Genomic DNA, 26,750 nt, shown 5'->3' with positions numbered 1-26,750 from the left:
ACTACCAGCAGACCAAGAACCTGCTGGTGAGCTACGACATCAACCCGCTGGGCTTCTTCTAGTAGGACCCCGGACCGGCCGCGACCGCTCTTTCCCGGAGCGGTCGCGCCGGCTCGTGAAACACGCCGCCGAGGCTGACGGCGGCGCCCCTTCCACCTCCTCGTCAAGCCGATTGCAGAGCGGCTGGCATAGCTATTGCCTGCGTTCACCACGTACAGCACACCACCGGGAAAACCGGGGTCGATAACAACAAGATTGAGGTGAAAAACCCATGTCCCTCGAACAAACCGGCCATGCGCCCGCAACTTCCGGGGTCGACTTCGAAAGCGTCGACGCCGACTACTTCCAACACCGTCAACTGAAGAAAGGCGCCGCCGGCTGGGTCCTGCTGGTCGGGCTCGGCGTCGCCTACGTGATCTCCGGCGACTACGCCGGCTGGAACTTCGGCCTGGCCCAGGGCGGCTGGGGCGGGATGTTCCTCGCCACCCTGCTGATGGCCACCATGTACCTGTGCATGTGCTTCTCGCTCGCCGAGCTGTCTTCGATGATCCCTACCGCCGGCGGTGGCTACGGCTTCGCCCGCAGCGCCTTCGGGCCCTGGGGCGGCTTCCTCACCGGCACCGCGATCCTCATCGAATACGCCATCGCCCCGGCGGCCATCGCCTGCTTCATCGGCGCCTACTGCGAGTCGCTGTTCGGCGTCGGCGGCTGGCTGATCTACCTGGTGTTCTACATCGTGTTCATCGGCATCCACATCCTCGGCGCCGGCGAGGCGCTGAAGCTGATGTTCGTCATCACCGCGGTGGCGGCCATCGCCCTCGGCGTGTTCATTGTCGCGATGGTTCCGCACTTCGACTCGGCCAACCTGTTCAACATCCCGCAGACCGCGGCGACCGGCGCCAGCAGCTTCCTGCCGTTCGGCTATGTCGGGGTCTGGGCGGCGATCCCCTACGCGATCTGGTTCTTCCTCGCCGTCGAAGGCGTGCCGCTGGCCGCCGAGGAAACCAAGAACCCCAAGCGCGACCTGCCGCGCGGACTGATCGGCGCCATGTTGGTGCTTCTCGCCTTCGCCGCACTGATTCTGGTCGTCGGTCCCGGGGCCGCCGGAGCCAAGGAGCTGATGGGCTCGGGCAATCCCCTGGTGGAAGCGCTGGAGTCGGCCTACAAGGGTTCGACCTGGATGAGCCAGTTCGTCAACCTGGTCGGCCTGGCCGGGCTGATCGCCAGCTTCTTCTCGATCATCTATGCCTACTCGCGGCAGATCTTCGCCCTCTCCCGCGCCGGCTACCTGCCGCGCAGCCTCTCGCTGACCAACCGCAAGAAGGCGCCGGTACTGGCCCTGGTGGTGCCGGGGGTGATCGGCTTCGGCCTGTCGCTGACCGGCCAGGGCGACCTGCTGATCCTGGTCGCGGTGTTCGGCGCGACCATCTCCTACGTGCTGATGATGGCCGCGCACATCACCCTGCGCATCCGCCGCCCGGACATGCAGCGCCCCTACCGCACCCCTGGCGGCATCCTCACCTCCGGCGTAGCCCTGGCGCTGGCCTGCGTCGCGGTGGTCGCCGGCTTCCTGGTCGACCCGCGGGTCGTGGTCGGCGCGGTGGCGATCTACGCTGTACTGATCGGCTACTTCGCCCTGTACAGTCGGCATCACCTGGTGTCCGGCACCCCGGAAGAGGAGTTCGCCGCGATCCAGGCGGCGGAACAGGACCTGCGCTGAGAGCGACAACGACAAAGCCCGGCCCGCCGCATGGCGAGGCCGGGCACTGGAGACACACATGGCACGTTTCACCCATAGCGTCGGCGGCGAGACCTACCGCTTCGACAGCCTCAAGGACGTGATGGCCAAGGCCAGCCCCGCGCGCTCCGGCGATTTCCTCGCCGGCGTCGCGGCGAGCAACGACGGCGAGCGGGTCGCCGCGCAGATGGCCCTGGCCGACATCCCGCTCAAACACTTCCTCGACGAGGCGCTGATTCCCTACGAGGACGACGAGGTCACCCGCCTGATCATCGACACCCACCAGCGCGACGCCTTCGCCCCGGTGTCCCATCTCACCGTCGGCGGCTTCCGCGACTGGCTGCTCGGCGACGCCGCCGACGAGGCCAGCCTGCGCGCCCTGGCTCCGGGCCTGACGCCGGAAATGGCAGCGGCGGTATCGAAGATCATGCGTGTCCAGGACCTGGTCCTGGTGGCGCAGAAGATCCGCGTGGTCACCCGCTTCCGCAACACCCTCGGCCTTCGCGGCCGGCTCTCCACCCGCCTGCAACCGAACCACCCGACCGACGACCCGGCCGGAATCGCCGCGAGCATCCTCGACGGCCTGCTGTTCGGCAATGGCGACGCGATGCTCGGGATCAATCCTGCCACCGACAGCATGGCCTCGATCTGCGCCCTGCTGGAGATGCTCGACGCGATCATCCAGCGCTACGAGATTCCCACCCAGGCCTGCGTGCTGACCCACGTCACCAGCTCCATCGAGGCGATCAACCGCGGCGTGCCGCTGGACCTGGTGTTCCAGTCGATCGCCGGCACCGAGGCGGCCAATGCCAGCTTCGGCATCAGCCTGAAGATCCTCCAGGAAGGCTACGAGGCCGGGCTCAGCCAGAAGCGCGGCACCCTCGGTAACAACCTGATGTACTTCGAGACCGGCCAGGGCAGCGCGCTCTCGGCCAACGCCCATCACGGCGTCGACCAGCAGACCTGCGAGACCCGCGCCTATGCGGTGGCTCGTCACTTCAAGCCGTTCCTGGTGAACACCGTGGTCGGCTTCATCGGTCCCGAGTACCTGTACAACGGCAAGCAGATCATCCGCGCCGGCCTGGAAGACCACTTCTGCGGCAAGCTGCTCGGCGTGCCGATGGGTTGCGACATCTGCTACACCAACCATGCCGAGGCCGACCAGGACGACATGGACATGCTCCTGACCCTGCTGGGCGTCGCCGGGATCAACTTCATCATGGGCATTCCCGGCTCCGACGACGTGATGCTCAACTACCAGACCACCTCCTTCCACGACGCCCTCTATGCGCGCCAGACGCTGGGCCTGAAGCCGGCGCCGGAATTCGAGGACTGGTTGCAGCGGATGGGAATCTTCACCCAGGCCGACGGGCGCATCCGCTTCGGCGACGAGCTACCGCCGGCGTTCCGCCAGGCCCTGGCGCAACTGGCCTGAGGAGATGCCGATGAACGACAAGCACCTGCCCGACGCCAGCGCCGAGAACCCCTGGCTGCCGCTGCGCCAGCTGACCCCCGCGCGGATCGCCCTGGGCCGCACCGGCACCAGCCTGCCGACCCGCCCGCAACTGGACTTCCAGTACGCCCACGCCCAGGCGCGCGACGCCGTGCACCTGCCCTTCGACCATGCGGCCATCAGCGACGGCCTGCGCCAGCGCGGCCGCGACAGCCTGCTGCTGCACAGCGCCGCCGCCGACCGCCACGTCTACCTGCAACGCCCGGACCTCGGCCGGCGCCTCGACGAGGCCTCGGTGCAACGCCTGCGCGAACACGCCGCCGGCTACGACGGGCAGATCGACCTGGCCATCGTGGTCGCCGACGGCCTCTCCGCGCTGGCCGTGCAGCGTCACACCCTGCCCTTCCTCGAACGCCTGGAGGAACAGGCGCTGGCCGAAGGCTGGTCGCTGTCGCCGGTGGTCCTGGTGGAACAGGGACGGGTGGCGGTGGCCGACGAGATCGGTGAATTGCTGCGGGCGAAGATGAGCGTGATCCTGATCGGCGAGCGTCCCGGCCTCAGCTCGCCGGACAGCCTCGGCCTGTACTTCACCTGGGCCCCGCGGGTCGGCCTCACCGACGCCTATCGCAACTGCATCTCCAACGTCCGCCTGGAAGGCCTCAGCTACGGCATGGCCGCGCACCGCCTGCTCTACCTGATGCGCGAGGCCTGCCGGCGGCAGCTTTCCGGGGTCAACCTGAAGGACGAGGCGGAGGTCCAGGCGCTGGAAGGCGAGGCTCCGCGCACCGGCAACTTCCTCCTGGCGAGGGACTGAGCCTCCCGGCCGAAGGATGGGCCGGCGCGCGACGCCCCTCCTTCGACCGATTCAAACGTTCGCTTGGATTGCGCTTTCCAGGGAGATTGGGCAGCATCGAAGCGTTGCTGGCATGCAGCCTGCATCGTCCCGGCAGCCCCTTCCCGCAATGCGAGGCCCGTCATGCGAATCGTGCAAGCCACCCTCGAACACCTCGACCTGCTGGCGCCGCTGTTCGTCAAGTACCGCGAATTCTACGGCATGCTCTCCTACCCCGAGTCCTCGCGGAAATTCCTCGAGAAACGCCTGCGCCGCAAGGAGTCGGTGATCTACCTGGCGCTGGCCGACGAAGAAGACCGGCTGCTCGGTTTCTGCCAGCTCTATCCGAGCTTCTCCTCGCTGTCGCTCAAGCGCGTCTGGATCCTCAACGACATCTACGTCGCCGAGGAGGCGCGCCGGCAACTGGTCGCCGACCACCTGCTGCAACACGCCAAGCAGATGGCCCGGGAAACCCATGCGGTGCGCATGCGTGTCTCCACCAGCGTCGACAACGAGGTAGCGCAGAAAGTCTACGAGTCGATCGGCTTCCGCGAAGACCAGGAGTTCAAGAACTACACCCTGCCAATCAGCGACGAACTAAGCTGAAGACAAAGGCACGGCACTTCCCAACCGATCGCTCAGAGCAGAGGCATCCATGGGTTCGCGCACCTGGCACTGGTCCGGCGTCCTGCTCGGCCTGCTCCTCGCCACGGCCGGCGCGCAGGCCGACACCCTGCGCGTGGCGACCCTCGACTGGGCGCCCTACGTCGGCCCCGACCTGCCGGGCAAGGGCCTCGCCAGCCGCATCCTCGACGAAGCCCTGGCCCTCGACGGGCACCGCGCCGAACTGGTGTTCCTGCCCTGGCAACGTGCCCTGAAGGAAGCCGCCGAAGGGCGCTTCGACGCCCTCATGCCGGCCTACTTGTCGCCCGAGCGGCGCGAACTGTTCCACGCCACCATCCCCCTGCTCGACTCGCAACTGGGCTTCTTCCGCCAGCGCGAGCGCCTGCTGCCGGTCAATCCCGCGCATCTGGAAAGCCTGCGTCCGTACCGCATCGGCGTGGTCCGCGGCTACGTCAACCGGGAGGATTTCGACGCCGACCGCAGCCTGACCAAGGACGCGGTGACCAACGACTGGCAGAACCTCGAGAAGCTCCTGCGCGGGCGTATCGACCTGGCCGTGGTCGATCGCTACACCGGCTACCACCTGCTGGCGCGCAACGTGCCGGCGCTGAAGGATCGCCTGGTGTTCATCGAACCGCCGCTGGAGGTCAAGCCGCTCTATGTACTGGTGCCGAAAAGACACGCCCGCGGCGCCGCCCTTGCCGCCAGCCTCGACCGCAACCTGCGCCTGATGCGTCGCAGCGGCCGGCTGGAACAACTGATCGCCGAAGCGCACCTCGAACGCAGCGGGCAGACCCGCACGCTGGCCGTCGATCCGTTAACCGGCCAGGCCGACCAGCAGCGCAGCCCCGGCCAGGAGCAGGACCAGGGCCAGCACGCCCCGTTGCAACCGGCGTGGCGCAAAGACCCGCTGGGGATGCGCTAGCGGCTTCTGCAAGGCCAGCCAGAATTCCGACAACGCTTCGAAGCGCGCCTCCGGACGCGGCGCCAGGGCCCGCGCCAATACCCCGTCCCAGCCGACCGGCAGGTCCGCCTGACGCTCGCCCAGCGGCTCGTAGCGGCATCCGCCGTCGCTCTCCGGGCAGGCGATCGACGGCCAGCGACCACAGAGCAGCCAATAGAACAACGCCGCCAGGGCGAACTGGTCGGCCCGGCCATCAAGCGCCTCGCCGCGACGCAACTCCGGCGCCAGCGGCACGCTGTCCGCAGGCAGAGCCTGGCGCGCCACGCCCGGCAGGATCGCCGCTGCCTCGGGGAGGAACAGCAGGCGCCCGCCCTCGTCCAGCAGGATCTGCCGCGGCGCCAGCCACAAGCCCTGTACGCCGCGCCGCTGCAAGGCGCGAACCGCATCGATAAGTTGCTCCAGGAGGACCAGCGCGCATTGCGGTTCCAGCGGCAGGTGCGCTGGCGCCCAATCCAGCAGGCTGCGCATCGGCCAGCGCGGCGGAGCGAACAACTGGAAGGCATGACGACGCAACCGGGGCGACGACAATACTCGCGGCAGGCTCTCCGCACGGCAGCGCCGCAGTGCCCATTCGCGCTGCCAGAACGCTTCGTCGGCATCGGCCGCCGCGAGCAGCAGCAACGCCTCGCGTCCTTGCTCGTCGCAGGCGCGGAACAGCCGCCCGGGCGGGCCGAACGCGCAAGCCGCCTGCAAGGTCCAGCCATCCACGCAGTCGCCGGGGCACGCCGCGCCCAGCGCTGGCCAGCCGGTATGCCGTGGCGCCGCTGGGGCGCGCTCGAGCGCCCCCGGCAAGACCAGCGCCACCGCCCCCGGCGCATGCAGCAACGGCTGCAGCACGCCCTCCAGGCGCCCCGTGGTCAGCCCGGCACAACGTTCTCCGAGGGCGCGCAGGTCGGCCACTTCGAGCAACGGCTGGGGCGCCAGCACCAAGGGCTCGCCGGCCACCTGGGTCAGGTTGTGCTGGACCAGCGCCAGCTCCGCGCTGCTACCCAGCGGCTGGCCGCTCCCTCCCAGGCGCTGCAGGCTGCCCTGGCGATAACGCAGCAGGCCGACGGCGCCGCACTGGAGAAAGTGCACGCCCCCGGCATGGACCAGCAGCAACCCCGCCGCCAGCTCGAGCACGCCCGGCTCGCCTTCGCGGCGCCGGCGATACAGCTGCATGTTCAGCGAAGCCAGGACCTGCCGCGCCGCCTGCGCTTCCGGCCAACCCTCGGGGGTACAGGCGTAGTCGGCGAACAGTGCGTCGAGATGGCCTTCGATGGCCTGCACCACGTTGGCGCAACCGCGTCCCCAGAGCAGCGCCAGGAGAAACGCCGGAGCCCGTCCGGGGCGAGGCGCGAGCCATTCGGCGCGAACCCGCGCGGCCTGCCCCGGCAAGTCGCGCCCGGCGCCCAGGGCGAGACTGAGCGGTGGCTGGGCAAAAGGCTGGAGTGTCATCGCACGCCCTTCCCTGCTAGAAATTTCTCCTGTTCTTGCAGACTTTATGCCGACCAATTTCGGAAAAATTACCGAAACATCCTGCAATCAGTGGTTTTGCCGGGATCGCGACAAACAGCCCCCCACCCATCCGGACGCCCCCCTATAATGGCGGCCCTCTGCCGCTCAACGCGTTGTCTCCGCAGGTTGCTCAATGGACTTCAACCCAATCGATCTGATTCTCCACCTGGATACCTACCTGGCCATGCTGGTCAGCAACTATGGCGTCTGGATCTACGCCATCCTGTTCCTGGTGATCTTCTGTGAAACCGGCCTGGTGGTGACTCCGTTCCTCCCCGGCGACTCGCTGCTGTTCATCGCCGGCGCCATCTGCGCCACCGGCGGCATGGACCCATGGCTGCTCGGCGGGCTGCTGATGGTCGCGGCGATCACCGGCGACAGCACCAACTACGTGATCGGCCGGACCCTCGGCAAGCGGCTGTTCAGCAACCCGGACTCGAAGGTATTCCGCCGCGACTACCTCGACCGCACCCATGAGTTCTACGAACGCCACGGCGGCAAGACCGTGACCCTGGCGCGCTTCCTGCCCATCGTGCGGACCTTCGCGCCCTTCGTCGCCGGCATGGCGAAGATGCACTATCCGCGCTTCGTCATGTTCAGCGTGGTCGGCACCGTGGCCTGGGTCGGCGGCCTGGTGACCCTGGGCTACTTCTTCGGCAACGTGCCGTTCATCAAGAAGAACCTGTCGCTGCTGGTGATCGGCATCATCCTGCTGTCGCTGCTGCCGATGATCCTCGGCTTCATTCGCCATCGCCTGCAGGCGAGCGCCGCCAAACAGGCCAAGGCCCAGAGCGACTGAGCATGTGGTCGTTCCGCGCCTGGCGGCGCCGGCGCCTGCTGGCGCGCCACCCGGTGGCCGAAGAGCTCTGGCAGCGGGTACGCCGGCACCTGCCGATCCTCGACGGCCTGGACGCCGACGAGGACCGCCGCCTGCGCGAGCGGGCCGTGCTGTTTCTCGCCGACAAGCACCTGACCGCACTCGCCGGCGTCGATCTCGACGACTTCGGCCGCCTGCTGCTGGCGGCGCAGGCGCAACTGCCGCTGTTGCACCTGCCGGAGCTGAACTGGTACCAGGGCTTCCACGAGCTGGTGCTGTATCCCGACGATTTCGTCAGCCCGCAGAAACACCGCGACGCCAGCGGCGTAGTCCATGAGTTCGACGACGAACGCAGCGGCGAGACCTCCCTGCAAGGGCCGGTGGTCCTGGCCTGGCCCGGCGTCGTCGGCGGGGGTGGCTGGGATGCCTACAACCTGGTGATCCACGAACTGGCGCACAAGCTGGACATGCTCAACGGCGACGCCAACGGCCTGCCGCCGCTGCACGCCGGCATGCGCATCGGCGACTGGGCGAGCGCCATGCAGGCCGCCTACGACGAGATGAACGCCCTGCTCGACCGCGATCCCGACGCGCAGACCGCCATCGATCCCTATGCGGCGGAAGATCCGGCGGAGTTCTTCGCCGTTACCAGCGAGTATTTCTTCACCGCTCCGGATCTCCTCCACGAGGCCTATCCGGCGGTATACCGGCAGCTCCAGTTGTTCTACCGCCAGGACCCACTGCAACGCCTGCGCCGCCTGCAGGCCGAGCATCCGGACTACCGCGAGGCGGCGGGCGACACGACTAACGGCTGAATGCCGGTACATGGCATCGACAACCGAATATGCCTATAATCGCGGCCTCTTTTTTGGCCAGAAACCTCTGGAGTCACCCATGAGCTACAGCAAGATCCCGGCCGGCAAGGACCTGCCGAACGACATCTACGTCGCTATCGAGATTCCGGCCAACCATGCGCCGATCAAGTACGAGATCGACAAGGACACCGACTGCCTGTTCGTCGACCGTTTCATGGCCACCCCGATGTTCTACCCGGCCAACTACGGCTTCATCCCGAACACCCTGGCCGACGACGGCGACCCGCTGGACGTGCTGGTGGTGACCCCCTATCCGGTCGCTCCCGGTTCGGTGATCCGCGCGCGCCCGGTTGGCGTCCTGCACATGACCGACGAGGCAGGCGGCGACGCCAAGCTGATCGCCGTGCCGCACGACAAGCTGAGCGTCCTGTACAAGGACGTGAAGGAATACACCGACCTGCCGGCCCTGCTGCTGGAGCAGATCAAGCACTTCTTCGAGAACTACAAGGATCTCGAGAAAGGCAAGTGGGTCAAGGTCGAAGGCTGGGGCAACGCCGACGCCGCCCGCGCCGAGATCACCAAGGCCGTGGCCGCGTTCCAGAAGTAAGCGCGCCTCGCCGAAAAGAAGCCCCGCAGCCGCGGGGCTTTTTCATTCTCCCTCGCCGACCGCCAAGGTCGGTCTCGCCACCCCGCGCCGCTCAGTCGACCGTCGCCACGCTCTCCAACCGATATCCGTAGCCGTAGATGGTCAGCAACTGCCAACCACGCTCGGCGGTCAGGCCAAGCTTGTTGCGCAGGCGATAGATGTGGGTATCCAGCGGCCGCGAGGACAACACTTCCTCGTGGGGCCAGAAGCGCTCGTAGAGATATTCCCGCGACAACGGCCGTCCCAGGTTGGCGAACAGGCAGCGGGCCAGGCGGTATTCGCGTTCGGTCAGGCTGATCGGCGCGCCGGCCCGGGTCACGGTCAGCTCGGCATCGTCGAAACTGAGGTCGTTGAAAGTCTGCACCTCATGCTGCGCGGGACGCGTTCCCCCGTGGCGACGCAGCACGGCGGCTACCCGCGCCTTCAGTTCGTTGGGTCGGAACGGCTTGCTGACATAGTCGTCGGCGCCGCTGTTCAACGCCTGCACGATGTCCTGTTCGGCGTCACGGCTGGTCAGCATGATCGCCGGCGGCGGCGCATCCAGGTGCTCACGGCTCCAGCGCAGCAATTGCAGGCCGCTGAGGTCCGGCAACTGCCAGTCGAGGATCAGCAGGTCGAAGGTTTCCCGCTTGAGCTGCTTGAGCAGGTCCTCGCCACGGGCGAAACGGTGCACCGTCCAGGCCTGTTCGCCCTGCGCGGGTATCTGCTGCAAGGTCTGCTCGACCCGGTCCAGTTCGGCCGACTCGTCGTCCAGTATCGCGACACGCATAAAAGCTGGTCCTGTTCAATCGGGCTAACGCCCCTTTTTCGCTCCAGGAACGGCGAATTACGTACAAATCTGAAGAATTGTGACGAATCTCTCTGGTCGCGACCAGCCCTTGATAGCCTGATTCCAAATAGCCATTAAGCGGGACGAAGAGCCCGCGAGCCAGCGCCAGCCTGACCTATCAAGGAGTCGTAGCCATGGGTTTCCGGCCAGTTAGCCAACGTTTGCGTGACATCAACCTGCAGGCCCTCGGCAAGTTTTCCTGCCTTGCCCTGGTCCTCGGCCTGGAATCGGTGAGCCATCCGGCCGGTCCGGTCCAGGCCCCATCGTTCAGCCAGGGCACCGCCAGCCCGTCCTTCGCCACTCCGCTCGGCCTCGACGGCCCGGCCCGCGCCAGGGCCGAGATGTGGAACGTCGGCCTGTCCGGCGCCGTCAGCGTGCGTGACGAGTTGCGCTGGGTGTTTTGAACGCGACGAATCTGAAATAGCGCGGAAGAATCTGAAGAAATATGGCAAATCTCACAGCAGACAAATCGCGCTTGGTAGATTTCCAACCGCTGAGTAGGCCAAGGAGCAAATGGATTGCTCCGACACAGGGATGTGTAAACCCGCTCCGGCGGGCCGTGGGACGAGACCACTCGAACCACAGTCAGGGGTCGGTGACGGACGATCGCCCCAGGCAACCGAGCCAATCCCCCCAGGGCTGGCTTCGACACACGGATGTGTCATCTCCCCTTCCTTGTTCGAATCATCCCCTCCCGCTATCCGGACGCCTCGATCCGCGTCCCACCCTGGATCTGAAAAGGACCTCATCATGAAGCAATACGGAGCAGAGTTCTTCGGCACCTTCTGGCTGGTATTGGGCGGCTGCGGCAGCGCAGTGCTCGCTGCCGGCGTACCGGAACTGGGAATCGGCTACCTCGGCGTGGCCCTGGCGTTCGGCCTCAGCGTGCTGACCATGGCCTATGCCATCGGCCCGATCTCCGGCGCCCACCTGAACCCCGCGGTATCGGTAGGCCTGTGGGTCGGCGGGCGCTTCCCGGCCAGCCAACTGCTGCCCTATGTCGTCGCCCAGGTCCTCGGTGGCCTCGCCGCCGGCGGCGTGCTGTACCTGATCGCCAGCGGCAAGGCCGGCTTCGACCTAGCCGCCGGCTTCGCCTCCAATGGCTACGGCGAACACTCGCCGGGCGGCTACTCGTTGCAAGCCGCGCTGGTCAGCGAAGTGGTACTTACCGGCATGTTCCTGCTGATCATCCTCGGCGCCACCTCCAAGCGCGCGCCGCAGGGCTTCGCGCCGATCGCCATCGGCCTGACCCTGACCCTGATCCACCTGATCAGCATCCCGGTCACCAACACCTCGGTGAACCCGGCGCGCAGCACCGCGGTCGCCCTGTACGTCGGCGACTGGGCGGTTTCCCAGCTGTGGCTGTTCTGGGTCGCGCCGATTCTCGGTGCGGTACTCGGCGCCCTGGCCTATCGCCTGATCGGCGACAAGAACGACTGAACCGAAGCGCCTGGCCCAACCGCCAGGCGCTGCGGCCGAGGAAACGACAAGGGAGCCTGCGGGCTCCCGATGTCGTTGCAAGGATTGCGAAACCGGCGCCCGATCAGGCAGATTGCAGCCTGACCGGACCGCCAGCGATACCTGACCCGCCGCCCAGTGAAGCCTATGACAGCCCTCGCCCTTACTTCCCGATCCCTCTTCCCGGCTTGCGCCGCCCTGGCGCTGGGCGGACTGTTGACGCTGCTCGCCGGCTCCGTCGCGGCCGCGCCGGCCAAGACGAAACGGCCGCCGTTCATCGAGCAGGGCGAAACGTGCCTGCCCCAGCCGCTCCCCGCCAGCGTGCTCTATCTCGCCGGCGACGCCTGGAAGCTCGACGCCAAGGGCAACCAGACGCCCCTGGAAGAAGGCATGGACATCGACGAACTGGAAGGCGTCAAGACCTCTCCGACCGCCTTCGTCAGCCTGCTGCTCGGCGACGGCAGCCGCATCGTCCTGCCCTCCAGCTCGGAAGTCACCCTGCACCTCGACGAGGACACCGGCATTCCGCAGATCGCCCTGCGCGCGGGGCAGGTCGAGTCCTATGTCCTGAAGAGAAAGAGCGATCACGACCGCTTCCAGGTGCTGACCCCGGTGGGCGTACTGGGCGTGCGCGGTACCCACTTCCGCGCCCGCACCGAAGACGGCCAGGCGCTGACCGAAGTGCTCGACGGGCGCGTCGCGGTGAACCGCGAGCTGACCAGCGACGACCTGCCGCTCAACGGCAGGCGCCCGGCCCGCAAGGCGGCGCAGGCCGAGCCGGACGAGGACGTGCTGGTCGACGCCCGCCGCGGCCTGAAGGTCAAGCCGCAGGGCAAGCTGACGCCGGTGGACCTGCTACCCGCCCCGCAATTGCGCGGCCAGGGCGGCGAGCACGGCGAGTCGCCGGTTTGGAAGCTCTATCTTGCCCCGCTGCACGGCGCCAAGCGCTACCGTGCGCAGGTAGCCAGCGATCCGGACTTCCTGCGCATCCAGCAGGAGCGTTTCTCGAGCACCCCGGAAGTCAGTTTCAGCGGACTCAAGGCGGCCTTCTACCACGTCCGTCTCTCGGCCTTCGACAACGACGGCCTGGAGGGCGAGACCAGCGTCTACGACATTCTCTACTACCCGCGAGGCGGCAGTGCCCGATAGGGCGCCGGGGCCTCGCCGATGAAGGCGCTCGACCGCCAGGACGAGCCCAGCCAGGCGCAGCGGCTGTTCCGCGGCCTGGTGCGCGAATGGCTGCTGGTCAGCCTGCTGCTCCTTCCGCTCACCGCCCTGCTTTCGCTGAGCAGCGGCCTGCCGCTGAACAACCTGCTCTACGACCGCCTGCGCAACCTCACCCCGCTGGCCGTCGATCCGCGCATCCTCGTCGTCGCCATCGACGACCGTAGCCTGGAAAGCCTCGGTCGCTGGCCCTGGCCGCGCAGCATCCACGCCGAGCTGCTGGATCGCCTGGCCGCCGCCGGCGCACGCAGCGTACTGCTCGACGTGATCTTCAGCGAACCCTCCTCCAATCCGGACAGCGACCGCCAGTTGGCAAGATCGCTGTGCCGGGCCGGCAACGTCCTCCTGCCACTGCTGCGCGAAAGCGTGCCGCGCTACGGCGAACCGCCACGGGAGATACCGCCGACCGCGCCGCTGGCCGGCTGCGCCGCCGGCATCGGGCATATCAACGTCGAAGCGGACAGCGACGGCACGGTGCGCAGCGTCTACCTGCGCGAAGGACCGCTCGGCCAGCCGCGCCCGCTGCTCGCCTGGCAAGCATTCGCCGATGCCGGCGCCATGCCCATGCCCGGCCTCGACGACATGCGCAACCTGCCCGGCTGGCAGCGTGACCACGCCATCCGCATTCCCTTCATCGGTGCCGACGCGGGCTTCCCCAGCGTGCCCTACGTCAGCGTGTTGCGCGGCGAGGTGCCAGACAGCCTGCTGCGCGACCGCCTGGTCCTGGTCGGCGCCACCGCGCCGGGCCTCGGCGACCGCTATGTCACCCCGCGGTCGGCCAGCCTCGGCACCACGCCGGGGGTGGAGATCCAGGCCAACATCCTCAACGGGCTGTTGCAGCAGCGCACCGCCGTCGACCTGCAACCCTGGCTCGCCGCCCTGCTCTCCGCCGCCAGCGTAGCGCTGCTGCTCGGCCTGATGCTGTTCCGCTCGCGCCACGCCTTGCTCCTCACCCTGGCCTGCGCGGTCCTGGCCCTGGGTCTTTCCTGGGCGCTGCTGCTCAACGGCTGGTGGTGGTCGCCGCTGGCCAGCCTGGTCGGCCTGCTGCTGGCCTACCTGATCTGGAGCTGGCGCCGGCTGAACGCGGTGCTCGCCTACTTTGGCTGGGAACTGGCGCGTCTCGACCGCGAGCCCAAGGTGCTGCCCGAGCGGGCCAGCCCCCCGCGCGCCGGCAACGATCCATTGCAGAACCGCATCGCCGCCCTGGAGCAGGCGGTCAGCCGCACCCGCGACAGCCGGCGGTTCATGGCCGACGGCCTGGAAGGCCTGCCGGTGGCGACCCTGATCTGCGACCCGCAGGGGCAGATCCTGCTGGCCAACCGCAAGGCACGCGACCTGTTCGGCGGCGAGCTGCGCGGCGACGAACTGCGCCAGTGCCTGGCCGAACTCGGCCATCCGAGCCTCGCCGGCGGCGCCCGCCCAACGCTGGAAACCCTGGAAGCCATCGAGTTCCGCGACCATCGGGAACGCGACCTGCGCCTCGACCTGGCGCGCCTGCTGCCGGTCGAAAGCGAAACCGCCATCGGCTGGCTGGTGAGCCTGATCGACCTGAGCGCCGAACGCGATGCCGAGCGCCAGCGCGCCACCCTCCTGCGCTTCCTCTCCCACGACCTGCGCGCGCCGCACTCGGCGATCCTCGCCCTGCTCGACGTTCGCCCCGCCGAGGACGAAGCCGGCCAGCAGGTCTACCGACAGATAGAGCAGCAGGTCCGTCGCGCCCTGGGCCTGACCGACGCCTTCGTGCAACTGGCCAAGGCCGAATCCGACGCCTACCGCTTCGAAGCGTGCATGTTCACCATGTTGGCGATGGACGCCGCCGACCAGCTCTGGCCCCTCGCGCAGCAGAAGGACATCGACCTGCGGCGCGACTGGGACGACGAGCAGGAACCGATGGTCTGGGCCGACCCCGGCCTGCTCACGCGCGCGCTGTTCAACCTGCTGGAGAATGCGGTCAAGTACAGCCCGGCGGGGACCGTCGTCAGCCTGAGCATCCGCCTCGAAGGCGACTGGCTGAGCTGCCGGATCGTCGACCAGGGCAAAGGTATCGCGGTCGCCGAACTACCGCGCCTGTTCAGCCAGTACCAGCGCTTCGCTTCCGCCGAGGGCAGCGCCGGCCTGGGCCTGGGGCTGGCCATGGTCAAGACGGTGATCGACCGGCACGGCGGCAGGATCGGCTGCCAGAGCCAGGTTGGCCAGGGCACCACTTTCGAGATTCGCCTTCCGCTGCTGAAAGGCGAGGAATAACCACTACTGGCGGAAGTCGGGTCTTCCTCCAACTTGCATTGGTCTCGAAGTCCGGAAGATCCAGGCGGCCGGGCTATTCCGCTTCCCGTCTATCGAAACGGCAACTGCCTTCCCTCGTGAAACTCCGCAGGGGGAATCGACGCGTCCCCAACCTAGGTGCCAGCCGCGTTCCCGCAGCGGAACCAAGGCGCTGCGCCAGCTACAGGGCTGCCCTGGAAGTCTCGATAACTTCCATCTTTTAACGAGAGTTCGTAGGAAGTTTCCCAACAATATAAGTAACTAATCTCAAAAAGATCCCACTGGAAAAACCAGCCAATAACTCCCGGTAATCTACCGCGCTCATGCGATCCCCTACGCATAACAGCAAACGGCTCAACTTCCAGTGAAACCATGATCGACATAGACAGACTGAGCAAACGCTTTTCCGGCCGGACGGTGGTAAACGACTTGAGCTTCCGCATCGACCGGGGAGAGATCGTCGGTCTCCTCGGCCCAAACGGAGCGGGCAAGTCGACCACCCTGAAGATGCTTTCCGGCTTCCTCGCGCCGAGCGCCGGCAGCGTACGCATCTTCGGCTTCGACATGCAGGACAAGGCGCGCCAGGCGCAGAAGCTGATCGGCTACCTGCCGGAGAACGCTCCCAGCTACGGAGAAATGACGGTCGAGGGCTTTCTCGCCTTCGTCGCGTCCATCCGCGACTACAGCGGACGGGAAAAACGTCGGCGCATCGACAGCGCCATGGACTGCATGGAGCTGCGGGATGAGCGCAGGAGCATCATCGAAACCCTGTCCAAGGGCTTCAAGCGTCGCGTCGCGCTGGCCCAGGCGATCCTCCACGATCCCGAGCTGCTCCTGCTCGACGAGCCCACCGACGGCCTCGACCCGAACCAGAAGCACCAGGTCCGGCAACTGGTGAAGAACCTCTCGGAAAGCAAGATCGTGGTGATTTCCACGCACATCCTCGAGGAAGTCTCGTTCATGTGCAGCCGCGCCCTGGTGATCAACGGCGGCCGCCTGCTGGCCGACAACACCCCGGGCGAACTCAGGACCCGCAGCCGCTACCACCATGCCGTCAGCCTCAGCATCGAAGCACCGGTAGACCCGCTGGCCATCGCCATGCTCCCCGGCGTCGCCGGTATCGAAGGACGCCCCGACCGGGCCGGCACCCTGACCATCCTGGCCCGCCCCGGCGCGCAGATCCTTCCCGCGCTCAACCGCCTGATCCACGGCAACGGCTGGCGGGTATCCGGGTTGCGTACCGAACACGGCCAACTGGAAGAAGTGTTCCGCCAACTGACCCGAGAAACCCCCGCATGACCGCCATCGGCACCATTTTCAGACGCGAGCTGGGCAGCTATTTCGCCACGCCGCTCGCCTATGTGTTCACCCTGATCTTCCTCGTCCTCTCCGGCGTGGCCACCTTCTACCTGGGCGACTTCTTCGAGCGCGGCCAGGCCGACCTGGCGCCGTTCTTTTCCAGCCTGCCCTGGCTCTACCTCCTGCTGATCCCCGCGCTGGCCATGCGCCTGTGGGCCGAGGAGCGCAAGTCCGGCTCCATCGAGATGCTGATGACCCTGCCCGTCTCCCGCGCCACCCTGGTCACCGGCAAGTTCCTGGCGGCCTGGTTCTGCGCCGGGCTGGCGTTGCTGCTGACCTTCCCGATGCCGCTGACGGTGAACTACCTCGGCTCGCCCGACAACGGCGCGATCATCGCCGGCTACCTGGCCGGCTGGCTGCTGTCCGGCGGCTACCTGGCCATCGGATCCTGCATGTCGGCGCTGGCGAAGAATCAGATCATCGCCTTTGCCCTGACCGTTCTCGTCTGCCTGCTGTTCGTCGGCGCCGGCACTCCCCACGTGCAACAGGCGCTCTCCGGCTGGCTTCCGCAATGGTTGCTGGACGGCATTGCCTCGCTGAGCGTGCTGGTCCGTTTCGAGGCGCTCGGCCGGGGCGTGCTCGACGTCCGCGACCTGGCCTACTTCTTCAGCCTGATCGTCGCCTGGCTGGTCGCCACCACCATCATCATCGACCTGAAAAAGGCGGCGTAGGAAACACCCATGAAACGAACCCTGTACTCGGGCGTCGGCCTGCTGCTGGTCGGCCTGCTGTTCCTCGCTTTCAACCTGCTGTCCAGCCTGCTGCTGCGCGACCAGCAGTTCGACCTCACCCAGCAGAAGCTCTACACCTTCAGCGCCGGCACCCAGGAAGTCCTCGACAGCCTCGACGAACCGCTCAACCTCTACCTGTTCTTTTCGAAAAGCCGCGCCAGTGACCTGCCCACCCTGCGCAACTACGCCCGCCGCATCGAGGAGGTGCTGGACCTCTATGCGCGGCGGAGCCACGGCAATGTCCGACTGTTCGTGATCGACCCCCTGCCATTCTCCGACGACGAGGACCGTGCCGCGCGCTTCGGCCTGCAAGCGCTGCCCATCGGCACGAATGGCGAAGCCATCTACTTTGGCCTGGCGGCCACCGATGCAACCGACGGCCTCCAGGTGATCCCGTTCTTCTCGCCGGAAGAAGAGCCGCTTCTGGAATACGATCTCAGCCGCCTGGTCCAGGCGCTCGCGCAACGGGAGCGCACGGTAGTCGGCCTGATGAGTTCGCTGCCGATGACCGGGCAGGCGCCCACCGACGGGCAGTCGGGCAGCAGGCCGTGGGCGATGATGGACAAGCTCTACCAACAGTTCGACATCCGCACCCTGGGGCTCGCTTCGACGGAAATCCCCGCCGAAGTCTCGGTGTTGATGCTGGTGCACCCCAAGCAATTGTCCGAACAGACCCAATACGCCATCGACCAGTTCGTCCTGCGCGGCGGCAAGCTGCTGGCCTTCGTCGACCCTCTGAGTCTCGCCGATGCAGACGGCGGGAAAAGCTCCGACCTGGCCCCGTTGCTGCGCTCCTGGGGCGTCCAGTTGCGGCCGGATACCCTGCTGGCGGATGCCTCGTTCGCCATGATCAAGCCCAACGCCGAACGTCGCCCGGAGCGCAATCCGACCTGGCTACACCTCCCCGGCGACACGTTCCCCCACGACAACGTGCTGACCACCGGCCTGGAAAGCCTCAACCTCGCCAGCGTCGGCCTGCTCGAACCTCTCGGCGGAGCCTCGACGCGCTTCATTCCGTTGCTGCACAGCTCGGCGCACAGCATGCCGCTGTCGCTGGAACGCTTCCGCCAATCCTCGACGGAGCAGCTCAACGCCACCCTGGTCCCGACCGGGGAACGCTACGTGCTGGCCGCCAAGGTCGAGGGGCCGGCGACGAGTGCCTTCCCTGCGGACCGCGGGAAGCAAGGCGAAGGCCTGAGCGACAGCGCGAACATCCATGTGCTGTTGGTCGCCGATACGGACCTGCTGAGCAATCCGCTCTGGCTCCAGGAACAGCCCGGCCACAACGAGCCGCAGGTATGGGCGGACAACGACCTGTTCGTCGGCAATGCCCTCGACTACCTCTCCGGTTCGGACGCGCTGATCGACCTACGCTCGCGAGGCCATACGAAGCGCCCGTTCACCCGCGTGGAAGCGCTCCGCCGCGAGGCCGGGATGCGCGCCCAGGAACAGCTCAACGCGCTGCAGCAGAGCCTCAACGATACCGACAAGAACCTGCGGGCCCTACAGCAATCGATGGACGACGGCGGCCAGGAGGTGACTCCGGAAATGGAAGCGACGCTGCGCCGCTTCATCGATGACAAATTGCGCATCCGCCAGCAACTGCGTCAATTGCAGTTCCAACTGAATGCCGATGTCGAGCGCCTGGCGGAACAGGTGAAACTGGCCAATACGGTCCTGCTGCCGGCGCTCCTCACCCTGCTCCTCCTGCTGCATTGGAGCTGGCGCAGCATGCGCCGGAGGAGGGGCTGACATGCGCCTGGGTAGCATAGCGGGACTCGCTCTCGCCCTGGCGCTGTTCGCCGGAACCTTGGGCTGGCTCCACGAACGGCAGCAACCGCCCGCGCAACCGCCTGCGAGCCGCGCCTGGCTGCCAGGGCTGAAACCGCACCAGGTGATCGCGCTGTGCATCGCCACCCCCGGCCAACCGACGATCCGCGCCAGGCGCGATGGCAAGGACTGGACGCTCGCCAGCAAGGACGGCTATCCCGCCTCAGGGGAAACCATCCGGCAGCTGTTGCGCAGCCTGGCCGACGCGCGCCTGCTGGAGGAAAAGAGCGCCTCGCCGGAAAACCGCGAGCGCATGGGACTCTCCGACCAGGGCAAGGGCCAGGCCAGCCGGATCACCCTGGAGCGCGGCGACGCGCCGCCGCTGGTTCTGTTGCTGGGCAAGCGCACCTCGCAGGGCGGGCAGTTGGTCAGGCAGGCCGACGATGAGCGGGCCTGGCTGATCGACCGAACGGTCGGCCTGCCGGTCAACGACCTGGCCCTGCTCGACCCTCGGTTGACCGACCTGCCATTCGAACAGTTGCGCGAGCTGACCCTGTCCTATGGCAACGGTGTACGGCTGAACATTTCCCGAGCCAGCGAAAAGGACGATGGCATCCGCCTGCGACAGTTCCCATCCAGGCCACAGTTGATGGGCGAGGCGGAAGCCGAGCAGGCCGCACGCCTGTTCGCTGCGCTCAGGCTGCTGGAGGTCGCGCCGGCCAAGGCCTCGCGGCAAAAACCGCTGCTGACCTTCACGCTCAAGAGTTTCGCCGGCGGCACGCTGCAGGGCCAGCTTCTGGAACTGGAGCGCCAGTACTGGTTGCAACTGACCGACAGCAAGGGCTTCGCCGACGGGCAGGTCTCAGCCATCAAGGGTTGGCGCTACCGCGTGGAGGGTCTGAGTCCGGATACCGCTCCCGCGCCCCAGCTACCCAAGGCATCGCCGGTGAAGAAAAGCAAGCCGGCCAAGCCCTCGTCGCCCAAGTGCTGAGCGCTCTCGCCAGGCGCCGCTCGCAGCCGGCGAAATAGAGCCCCGCGGGATGCTGGGCAGGACCGGCCGAGTTTGCTAGAGTAGCGCCTCCTTCACGAGCCCTCGGCTCGTCGATGCAGAATTCCTAAGGCAGGCGCGGCTTATCAGAAGTAAGCCAACCCCACCCCAGAAAAGCCGGCCACAAGCCGGCTTTTTTAATGCCTCCGCACAACCCCAGCCAATCACCGTTCTCTAGGCCTCCAGAAGCTTGTGGAACAGCCCGGCAAGTGTCGCCTGGCGCTCGAAGCCGATACCAGGCGATTGTGGCAACCCCGCCAGTCCCGAGGAAAACGGCAGGGCACCGGCGAAATCGTCGAATGGCCGGAAAGCCGACGGCGTAGCCTCGGCCCAGCCCAGGCGCAGGGCCGCCACCAGGTGCAGGCTGAACAGGTAGCCGGCGTGCGGGCGGAAGGCCGCGCGCGGCCAACCCCGGGCGCACAGGTGGTCGAGTATCGCCAGGTAGCCCGGCAGGCCATAGCAATGCACGGGGTCGAAGACCAGCACGTCACGCTCCCGCCGCAAGCCGCCATAGAGGTCCAGCAAGCGAGCTTCGGCCAGGGAGAACAAGGCCTCGCCGGCACCGATGGGCCCCGGATAGATATCCGCCACTTCGGCCTGGGTAGGGAAATCGTGGGGGTCGCAGATGTCCTCGAACCACCACAACCCCAGCGGCGCCAGGGCTTTCGCTGCGTCGACCGCGCCCCCCGCGTCGTAGCGGTTCATCGCGTCGACCGCCAGCCGCGAAGCGTCGCCGAGAACCCGCAGCGCCCTGTCGATACGGCGCCGGTCCTGGTCCAGCCCGGCCGCGCCGATCTTGATCTTGGCGTGGGTGTAGCCGAGATCGACGAAGCGCCGCAGTTCCTCTTCCAGGCGTCCCAGGTCGTCGTGCGGATAGGGGTAGCCGCCGCCGGCGTAGACCGGTACGCGCTGCGGATAGTCTTCCGCCAGCCCCAGGCGTCGCGCCAGGAAGCGATGCAGCGGCAGGCCGGCGGCCTTGGCCGCGGCATCCCACAGGGCCATGTCCAGGGCGCCCACCGCGACGCAGCGTTCGCCGTGGCCGCCGGGCTTCTCGTCGCGCATCATCAGGTCCCAGGCACGCAACGGATCGATGCCACTGCCGTCGTCGCTCGCCAGGCTGTCCGCCGGAGCCCCCAGCAGGCGCGGGGTGAAACGCTCGCGGATCAGCCCGCCCTGGGCGTAGCGCCCTACCGAGGCGTGGCCGTAGCCGACCACACGCCGACCGTCACGCACGGCATCGGTGAGCACCGCCACCAGGCTGGTGCTCAAACCACCGGTGGCAGCCGCCACGCCGGCGTAACGGGAAAGGGGAATACTGCGTTCCCGGACCTCCTGGATGCGCATCGCCTGTCGGCTCCTCCTCGCTGGACCTCTCTCCACCTTAGCCAAGGCCGCCGCCATGGTCGTCCCGATCGGTCGTAGCGACCTTCCGCCGATTTGCCCGGCCCCCGCCCCTCTGCTAGTGTCGCGGGGTTTTGTACACCTCGCCGAGACTCCCCCGATGGCCCGCAAGAAAACCCTCGATTTCGAACAGTCCCTCACCGAGCTGCAAACCCTGGTGGAACGCCTGGAAAGCGGCGAGCTGTCGCTGGAAGAGTCGCTGGGCGCCTTCGAGCAGGGCATCCGCCTGACCCGCGAATGCCAGACGTCGCTGAGCCAGGCCGAACAGAAGGTACAGATCCTCCTCGAACGCGACGGCGAGCTCAGCGAAGCGCCGTTCGATGCGGAAGGCGACGAGGCATGATCGCGGCCTACCAGGCGCGCTGCCAGGCGCGCGTCGATGCCGCCCTGGACGCCCTGTTCGTCGCTCCCCGCGAAGAACTGCAACGCCTCTACGAGGCCATGCGCTACAGCGTGATGAACGGTGGCAAGCGGGTTCGCCCGCTGCTCGCCTACGCCGCCTGCGAGGCCCTCGGCGGTGCGCCGCAGCGCGCCGACGCCGCGGCCTGCGCGGTGGAGCTGATCCATGCCTACTCGCTGGTCCACGACGACCTGCCGGCAATGGACGACGACGACCTGCGCCGTGGCCAGCCGACCACCCACCGGGCCTTCGACGAGGCCACCGCGATCCTCGCCGCCGACGGCTTGCAGGCGCTGGCCTTCGAAGTGCTCGCCGACACCCGGCGCAATCTGCAGGAACATGCCGTCTGTCTGGAAATGCTCACCCGCCTGGCGCGCGCCGCAGGCTCCGCCGGCATGGTCGGCGGCCAGGCGATCGACCTCGGCTCGGTCGGCGTGGCCCTCGACCAGGCGGCCCTGGAAGTCATGCACCGGCACAAGACCGGCGCGCTGATCGAAGCCAGCGTGCGCCTCGGCGCCCTCGCCAGCGGTCGCGCCGAGCCCGCCGCGCTGGCCGCCCTGGAGCGCTACGCCGAGGCGATCGGCCTGGCCTTCCAGGTGCAGGACGACATCCTCGACGTGGAAAGCGACACCGCCACCCTCGGCAAGACCCAGGGCAAGGACCAGGCGCACAACAAGCCGACCTATCCCGCCCTGCTCGGCCTGGAGGCCGCCAAAGGCTATGCCCTGGAGCTGCGCGACCTGGCCCTGGCCGCCCTCGACGGTTTTCCGCCGAGCGCCGACCCGCTGCGCCAACTGGCCCGCTACATCGTCGAGCGACGCAACTGACCGACGGGTCGTCGGAAGTCCCCGGCAAAGGTAGGGGCTCCCTTGCTTGGGCGCGGCCGGTGCATCAGGTAAACTGCTGGCCTCTCCGGATTGCATAACGACAGCCTGATGCCCAAGACGCTCCATGAGATTCCCCGCGAGCGCCCCGCCACGCCCCTGCTCGACCGCGCCTCTTCGCCGGCCGAACTGCGCCGGCTGGGCGAGGCGGACCTGGAAACCCTGGCCGACGAGCTGCGCCAGTACCTGCTGTATACCGTCGGGCAGACCGGCGGTCATTTCGGCGCCGGCCTCGGCGTGGTCGAGCTGACCATCGCCCTGCATTACGTCTTCGACACTCCGGACGACCGCCTGGTCTGGGACGTCGGCCACCAGGCCTATCCGCACAAGATCCTCACCGAACGCCGCGAGCTGATGGGCACCCTGCGCCAGAAGAACGGCCTGGCGGCCTTCCCGCGCCGCGCAGAGAGCGAGTACGACACCTTCGGCGTCGGCCACTCCAGCACCTCCATCAGCGCCGCCCTGGGCATGGCCATCGCCGCCCGCCTGCAAGGCAAGGAGCGCAAGTCGGTGGCCGTGATCGGCGACGGTGCGCTGACCGCCGGCATGGCCTTCGAGGCACTCAACCACGCCTCGGAAGTCGACGCCGACATGCTGGTGATCCTCAACGACAACGACATGTCGATCTCGCACAACGTCGGCGGGCTCTCCAACTACCTGGCGAAGATCCTCTCCAGCCGCACCTATAGCAGCATGCGCGAGGGCAGCAAGAAGGTGCTCTCGCGCCTGCCCGGGGCCTGGGAGATCGCCCGGCGCACCGAGGAATACGCCAAGGGCATGCTGGTCCCCGGCACCCTGTTCGAGGAGCTCGGCTGGAACTACATCGGCCCGATCGACGGCCACGACCTGCCGACCCTGGTGGCTACCCTGCGCAACATGCGCGACATGAAGGGCCCGCAGTTCCTCCATGTGGTGACCAAGAAAGGCAAGGGCTTCGCCCCGGCCGAACTGGATCCGATCGGCTACCACGCGATCACCAAACTGGAAGCTCCCGGCAGTGCGCCGAAGAAGACCGGCGGACCCAAGTATTCCAGCGTCTTCGGCCAGTGGCTGTGCGACATGGCCGCCCAGGACGCGCGCCTGCTCGGCATCACCCCGGCGATGAAGGAAGGTTCCGACCTGGTGGCCTTCAGCGAACGCTACCCGGAACGCTACTTCGACGTCGCCATCGCCGAACAGCATGCCGTGACCCTGGCCGCCGGCATGGCCTGCGAGGGCATGAAACCGGTGGTGGCGATCTACTCGACCTTCCTCCAGCGCGCCTACGACCAGTTGATCCATGACGTCGCCGTGCAGCACCTCGACGTGCTGTTCGCCATCGACCGCGCCGGCCTGGTCGGCGAGGACGGCCCGACCCACGCCGGCAGCTTCGACATCTCCTACCTGCGCTGCATCCCCGGCATGCTGGTGATGACCCCCAGCGACGAGGACGAGCTGCGCAAGCTGCTCACCACCGGCTACCTGTTCGATGGCCCGGCCGCGGTGCGCTATCCGCGCGGCAGCGGCCCCAACCATCCGATCGATCCGGACCTGCAACCGGTGGAGATCGGCAAGGGCGTGGTCCGTCGGCGCGGCGGCAGGGTCGCACTGCTGGTCTTCGGCGTGCAGTTGGCGGAGGCGATGAAGGTTGCCGAAAGCCTCGACGCCACAGTCGTCGACATGCGTTTCGTCAAACCCCTCGACGAAGCCCTGGTACGCGAATTGGCGGGCAGCCACGAACAACTGCTGGTGACCATCGAGGAAAACGCCGTGATGGGCGGCGCCGGCTCGGCGGTCGGCGAGTTCCTCGCCAGCGAGGGCCTCGAAGTCCCGCTGCTGCAACTGGGCCTGCCCGACTACTACGTCGAACACGCCAAGCCCAGCGAGATGCTCGCCGAATGCGGCCTGGATGCCGCGGGCATCGAAAAGGCGGTACGCCAGCGTCTCGACCGGCAGTAGCGCCAAACCCAGCGACAACGGCGGATAACCGCGTTGCGGTTATTCGCCCTACCCCCCAATTGCCCGTAGGACGAATAACGCCACCGGCGTTATCCGCCGGTACAGCGCGATACCGGCAAGCGTTCAGCGCGCCCCGGCGAGCGAGCGGCAGAGTTTCTCGGTCGCCGCCAGCATGGCGAAGCTCGGCCGCTCGAGGTTCTTGTCTTCGATCCGGTACAGCTGTCCGCGCCGCGTCGCCGCCAGCGCCGGCCATTGCCGCCAGAGTTCGAGCTGGGCGTGACTGCCGGCGACGATGACCGCCGGGTCCCGCGCCAGAACCGCCTCGACGCTGACCTGCGGCGCCGGCTGCGGCAGGTCGCCGAACAGGTTCTCGGCACCGCAGACGCGCAGCGCATCGCTGATCACCTGGCGTCCGCCAATGGTGTACAGCGGCCGGTCCCAGACCTGGTAGAACACCTTCAGCGGCTTGTCCCGCCGGTAGCGCTCGGCCAGGCGCCGCATGCCTTCGCGGAACCTGGTCGACAGCCGCTGGCCGGCCTCGGCCTCGCCCAATGCCTCGCCCAGCGCAGCCAGTTGCAGGGCCAGTTCGTCGAGGCTGTGCGGTTCGGCGATGAAGAGGGCGATGCCGAAGTCCCGCAGACGCTGCAACTGCGCCTCGGGCACGCTGCCGGGCCAGACCAGGATCAGATCGGGCTGCAGTTCCAGCAGGCGTTCGAGATTGACCTGGCCGTAGCGGCCGACGGAAGGCAGGTCGCCAATCGCCGCCGGACGCTCGCCACCATCCAGCACGCCGACCAGGCGGCGCGCGGCGCCGAGTTCGAGGACGCTGTCGGTCAGCGAAGGCGCCAGGCTGACCACCCGCTGCGCCGCCCCGGCGGAAAGGCTGAGGAGCAGGCAGGCGAGCAGCCAGAACGAGCGCATCAACCGAGTTGACGCGGAATACGGTAGAGCCAGAACAGCACCAGGCTGGTGATCCCGAGCAGGATCAGCGCAACGCCGTTGAGCCCGGCGAACACACCCGGCACGCCGATCCAGGCCGGCAGGCTGGCGCCGAACAGGGCCTTGCGGCGCACCTGCGCCAGGCGGGTCCAGGCGGCGGCTTCCTCCGCCGTATCCAGCGCTTTCTGGGTGGCGATGAGACCACGCTTGTAGGCACCGAACAGCGGCAGATTGACGAACATCGACAGCAGCGCGGCGATGAACAGCGGCATCGCCAGGCCATGGGGAAGGGGTTGCAGTTCGCCGAGGAAGAACTCGACCAGGATCAGCGGCAACAGCGCCAACGCCAGTTGCAACCACCAGGCGCGTCCCAGCGCGCCGCGGGCTTGCTGGCGACTCACGTGGTTTCCGCCTCGCCCTGGTGCAGGCTGCCGAGCATGTGCCCGAGCTTGCCGGCCTTGGTCGCCAGGTAGCGCCTGTTGTGCTTGTTCAGGCCCCTTTGCAGCGGCACGCGCTCCGCCACGGTGATGGCGTAGCTTTCCAGCGCCTTGACCTTGCGCGGATTGTTGGTCATCAGGCGCAGGGAGGAAACGCCCAGGTGCGCGAGCATCGGCTGGCACATGGCGTAGTCGCGCTGGTCAGCGCCGAAACCCAGTTGCAGGTTCGCCTCGACGGTATCGGCGCCGGCATCTTGCAGCTCGTAGGCGCGGATCTTGTTCAGCAGGCCGATGCCGCGACCTTCCTGGCGCAGGTAGAGGAGCACGCCGCGGCCCTCCTCGGCGATGGCGGCAAGCGCGCCTTCCAGCTGGAAACCGCAATCGCAGCGCAGGCTGAACAGCGCGTCGCCGGTCAGGCATTCGGAATGCAGGCGGCCAAGCACCGGCGCGCCATCGGCGATGTCGCCCATGCTCAGGGCTACATGTTCCTTGCCGCTCTCCTCGTCGAGGAAGCCATGCATGGTGAATTCGCCGAAGGGAGTCGGCAGTTTGGAGGCGGCGACGAACACGACGGACACCGGGGAACTCCTAGGGAAACGGAAGTCCGCCATTGTACCAGCAGCGTCCGGCGCCCGGTCAGCTCGAAATGCCGCAAATACCTATCGAGATGGACGATGAATAGAA

The 26,750-nt window shown here is 67.4% G+C and carries 25 protein-coding genes; 19 read left to right on the top strand and 6 right to left on the bottom strand.

Annotated elements, in window-relative coordinates:
* The first annotated feature begins 271 nt into the window (after positions 1-271).
* The 5 genes from eat to HMPREF2914_RS27120 all read left to right on the top strand — a co-directional run bounded on the left by eat (position 272) and on the right by HMPREF2914_RS27120 (position 5,572).
* Entirely contained in the window at positions 272-1,720 is a 1,449-nt protein-coding gene (eat, locus tag HMPREF2914_RS27140) for an ethanolamine permease (protein ID WP_003093230.1), read from the top strand.
* A 58-nt stretch (positions 1,721-1,778) separates the two neighbouring features.
* Complete coding sequence (locus tag HMPREF2914_RS27135) at positions 1,779-3,173, top strand: ethanolamine ammonia-lyase subunit EutB (protein ID WP_003093232.1); 1,395 nt, start codon at positions 1,779-1,781, stop codon at positions 3,171-3,173.
* A gap of 10 nt (positions 3,174-3,183) precedes the next feature.
* Complete coding sequence (gene eutC / locus HMPREF2914_RS27130; protein WP_003110520.1) at positions 3,184-4,005, top strand: ethanolamine ammonia-lyase subunit EutC; 822 nt, start codon at positions 3,184-3,186, stop codon at positions 4,003-4,005.
* Between the two features lie 162 nt (positions 4,006-4,167).
* Entirely contained in the window at positions 4,168-4,629 is a 462-nt protein-coding gene (locus HMPREF2914_RS27125; protein WP_003093235.1) for a GNAT family N-acetyltransferase, read from the top strand.
* Between the two features lie 49 nt (positions 4,630-4,678).
* On the top strand, positions 4,679-5,572 hold the full coding sequence (locus tag HMPREF2914_RS27120) for a substrate-binding periplasmic protein (RefSeq protein WP_023092445.1): 894 nt from the start codon (positions 4,679-4,681) through the stop codon (positions 5,570-5,572).
* On the opposite strand, the gene HMPREF2914_RS27115 is transcribed toward HMPREF2914_RS27120, so the two are convergent.
* On the bottom strand, positions 5,465-7,048 hold the full coding sequence (locus HMPREF2914_RS27115) for a protein kinase family protein (protein ID WP_003093239.1): 1,584 nt from the start codon (positions 7,046-7,048) through the stop codon (positions 5,465-5,467). The two genes, HMPREF2914_RS27120 and HMPREF2914_RS27115, sit on opposite strands and share 108 nt — an antisense overlap.
* A 193-nt stretch (positions 7,049-7,241) precedes the next feature.
* Here HMPREF2914_RS27115 and HMPREF2914_RS27110 point away from each other — a divergent pair, with 193 nt between their 5' ends.
* The 3 genes from HMPREF2914_RS27110 to ppa all read left to right on the top strand — a co-directional run bounded on the left by HMPREF2914_RS27110 (position 7,242) and on the right by ppa (position 9,347).
* Positions 7,242-7,907: a DedA family protein gene (locus HMPREF2914_RS27110; RefSeq protein WP_003093241.1), complete on the top strand. Its 666-nt coding sequence runs from the start codon at positions 7,242-7,244 to the stop codon at positions 7,905-7,907.
* 2 nt (positions 7,908-7,909) lie between these two features.
* Entirely contained in the window at positions 7,910-8,740 is an 831-nt protein-coding gene (locus HMPREF2914_RS27105) for a M90 family metallopeptidase (protein WP_003093244.1), read from the top strand.
* Positions 8,741-8,819: 79 nt separating this feature from the next.
* Positions 8,820-9,347: an inorganic diphosphatase gene (gene ppa, locus HMPREF2914_RS27100; protein ID WP_003093248.1), complete on the top strand. Its 528-nt coding sequence runs from the start codon at positions 8,820-8,822 to the stop codon at positions 9,345-9,347.
* A gap of 91 nt (positions 9,348-9,438) precedes the next feature.
* On the opposite strand, the gene HMPREF2914_RS27095 is transcribed toward ppa, so the two are convergent.
* Positions 9,439-10,155, bottom strand: a complete 717-nt coding sequence (locus HMPREF2914_RS27095) for a response regulator transcription factor (protein WP_003093250.1) — start codon at positions 10,153-10,155, stop codon at positions 9,439-9,441.
* A 194-nt stretch (positions 10,156-10,349) separates the two neighbouring features.
* Between HMPREF2914_RS27095 and mucE the strand changes: the two genes are divergently transcribed.
* The 8 genes from mucE (at position 10,350) to HMPREF2914_RS27055 (ending at position 20,010) form a co-directional block, all read left to right on the top strand.
* A complete protein-coding gene (mucE, locus tag HMPREF2914_RS27090) occupies positions 10,350-10,619 on the top strand; it encodes a mucoid induction factor MucE (protein ID WP_003093256.1) in 270 nt (89 codons plus the stop codon).
* A gap of 346 nt (positions 10,620-10,965) precedes the next feature.
* Positions 10,966-11,655 carry an aquaporin Z gene (aqpZ, locus tag HMPREF2914_RS27085; protein WP_003102790.1) on the top strand — a complete coding sequence of 230 codons (690 nt, stop codon included), beginning with the start codon at positions 10,966-10,968 and terminating at the stop codon, positions 11,653-11,655.
* 165 nt (positions 11,656-11,820) lie between these two features.
* The gene (locus tag HMPREF2914_RS27080) at positions 11,821-12,822 is read left to right on the top strand and encodes a FecR family protein (RefSeq protein ID WP_003110517.1); all 1,002 of its coding nucleotides are present in this window, start codon (positions 11,821-11,823) and stop codon (positions 12,820-12,822) included.
* Positions 12,823-12,840: 18 nt separating this feature from the next.
* A complete protein-coding gene (locus HMPREF2914_RS27075) occupies positions 12,841-15,141 on the top strand; it encodes a CHASE2 domain-containing protein (RefSeq protein WP_023092444.1) in 2,301 nt (766 codons plus the stop codon).
* Positions 15,142-15,531: 390 nt separating this feature from the next.
* Positions 15,532-16,458, top strand: a complete 927-nt coding sequence (locus tag HMPREF2914_RS27070; protein ID WP_021265270.1) for an ABC transporter ATP-binding protein — start codon at positions 15,532-15,534, stop codon at positions 16,456-16,458.
* The gene (locus tag HMPREF2914_RS27065; protein WP_003110515.1) at positions 16,455-17,189 is read left to right on the top strand and encodes an ABC transporter permease subunit; all 735 of its coding nucleotides are present in this window, start codon (positions 16,455-16,457) and stop codon (positions 17,187-17,189) included. Before HMPREF2914_RS27070 ends, HMPREF2914_RS27065 begins: the two co-directional genes overlap by 4 nt.
* A 9-nt stretch (positions 17,190-17,198) precedes the next feature.
* The gene (locus tag HMPREF2914_RS27060) at positions 17,199-19,001 is read left to right on the top strand and encodes a GldG family protein (protein WP_023092443.1); all 1,803 of its coding nucleotides are present in this window, start codon (positions 17,199-17,201) and stop codon (positions 18,999-19,001) included.
* A gap of 1 nt (position 19,002) precedes the next feature.
* Positions 19,003-20,010, top strand: coding sequence for a DUF4340 domain-containing protein (locus tag HMPREF2914_RS27055; protein WP_023092442.1), 1,008 nt, complete (start codon positions 19,003-19,005; stop codon positions 20,008-20,010).
* 231 nt (positions 20,011-20,241) lie between these two features.
* Here the strand turns inward: HMPREF2914_RS27055 and HMPREF2914_RS27050 are convergent, their stop codons facing one another.
* Positions 20,242-21,411, bottom strand: a complete 1,170-nt coding sequence (locus tag HMPREF2914_RS27050) for a mandelate racemase/muconate lactonizing enzyme family protein (protein ID WP_023092441.1) — start codon at positions 21,409-21,411, stop codon at positions 20,242-20,244.
* Positions 21,412-21,568: 157 nt separating this feature from the next.
* On the opposite strand from HMPREF2914_RS27050, the gene HMPREF2914_RS27045 reads away from it, so the two are divergent.
* From HMPREF2914_RS27045 to dxs, 3 genes are all read left to right on the top strand, one after another.
* Positions 21,569-21,811, top strand: coding sequence for an exodeoxyribonuclease VII small subunit (locus HMPREF2914_RS27045; protein ID WP_003093283.1), 243 nt, complete (start codon positions 21,569-21,571; stop codon positions 21,809-21,811).
* Positions 21,808-22,695, top strand: a complete 888-nt coding sequence (locus tag HMPREF2914_RS27040) for a polyprenyl synthetase family protein (protein ID WP_070702873.1) — start codon at positions 21,808-21,810, stop codon at positions 22,693-22,695. The genes HMPREF2914_RS27045 and HMPREF2914_RS27040 overlap by 4 nt, the downstream gene beginning before the upstream one ends.
* Before the next feature lie 108 nt (positions 22,696-22,803).
* Complete coding sequence (gene dxs, locus HMPREF2914_RS27035; RefSeq protein ID WP_023092440.1) at positions 22,804-24,690, top strand: 1-deoxy-D-xylulose-5-phosphate synthase; 1,887 nt, start codon at positions 22,804-22,806, stop codon at positions 24,688-24,690.
* A gap of 123 nt (positions 24,691-24,813) precedes the next feature.
* Here dxs and HMPREF2914_RS27030 read toward each other — a convergent pair whose 3' ends face one another.
* The 3 genes from HMPREF2914_RS27030 to ribA are packed head-to-tail and all read right to left on the bottom strand — an operon-like array spanning position 24,814 to position 26,644.
* On the bottom strand, positions 24,814-25,611 hold the full coding sequence (locus HMPREF2914_RS27030; RefSeq protein WP_003132405.1) for a cobalamin-binding protein: 798 nt from the start codon (positions 25,609-25,611) through the stop codon (positions 24,814-24,816).
* Positions 25,611-26,030 (bottom strand): hypothetical protein, encoded by a 420-nt coding sequence (locus HMPREF2914_RS27025; RefSeq protein ID WP_003093296.1) that lies wholly within the window; start codon positions 26,028-26,030, stop codon positions 25,611-25,613. Before HMPREF2914_RS27025 ends, HMPREF2914_RS27030 begins: the two co-directional genes overlap by 1 nt.
* A complete protein-coding gene (ribA, locus tag HMPREF2914_RS27020; RefSeq protein WP_009313349.1) occupies positions 26,027-26,644 on the bottom strand; it encodes a GTP cyclohydrolase II in 618 nt (205 codons plus the stop codon). Before ribA ends, HMPREF2914_RS27025 begins: the two co-directional genes overlap by 4 nt.
* Positions 26,645-26,750 lie beyond the last annotated feature (106 nt).

This window comes from Pseudomonas sp. HMSC067G02, from assembly GCF_001813485.1.
Classification (GTDB): Bacteria; Pseudomonadota; Gammaproteobacteria; order Pseudomonadales; family Pseudomonadaceae; genus Pseudomonas; species Pseudomonas aeruginosa.
The sequence above is the reverse complement of the archived record's forward strand: the minus strand, read 5'-3'. Positions and strand labels throughout refer to the sequence as shown.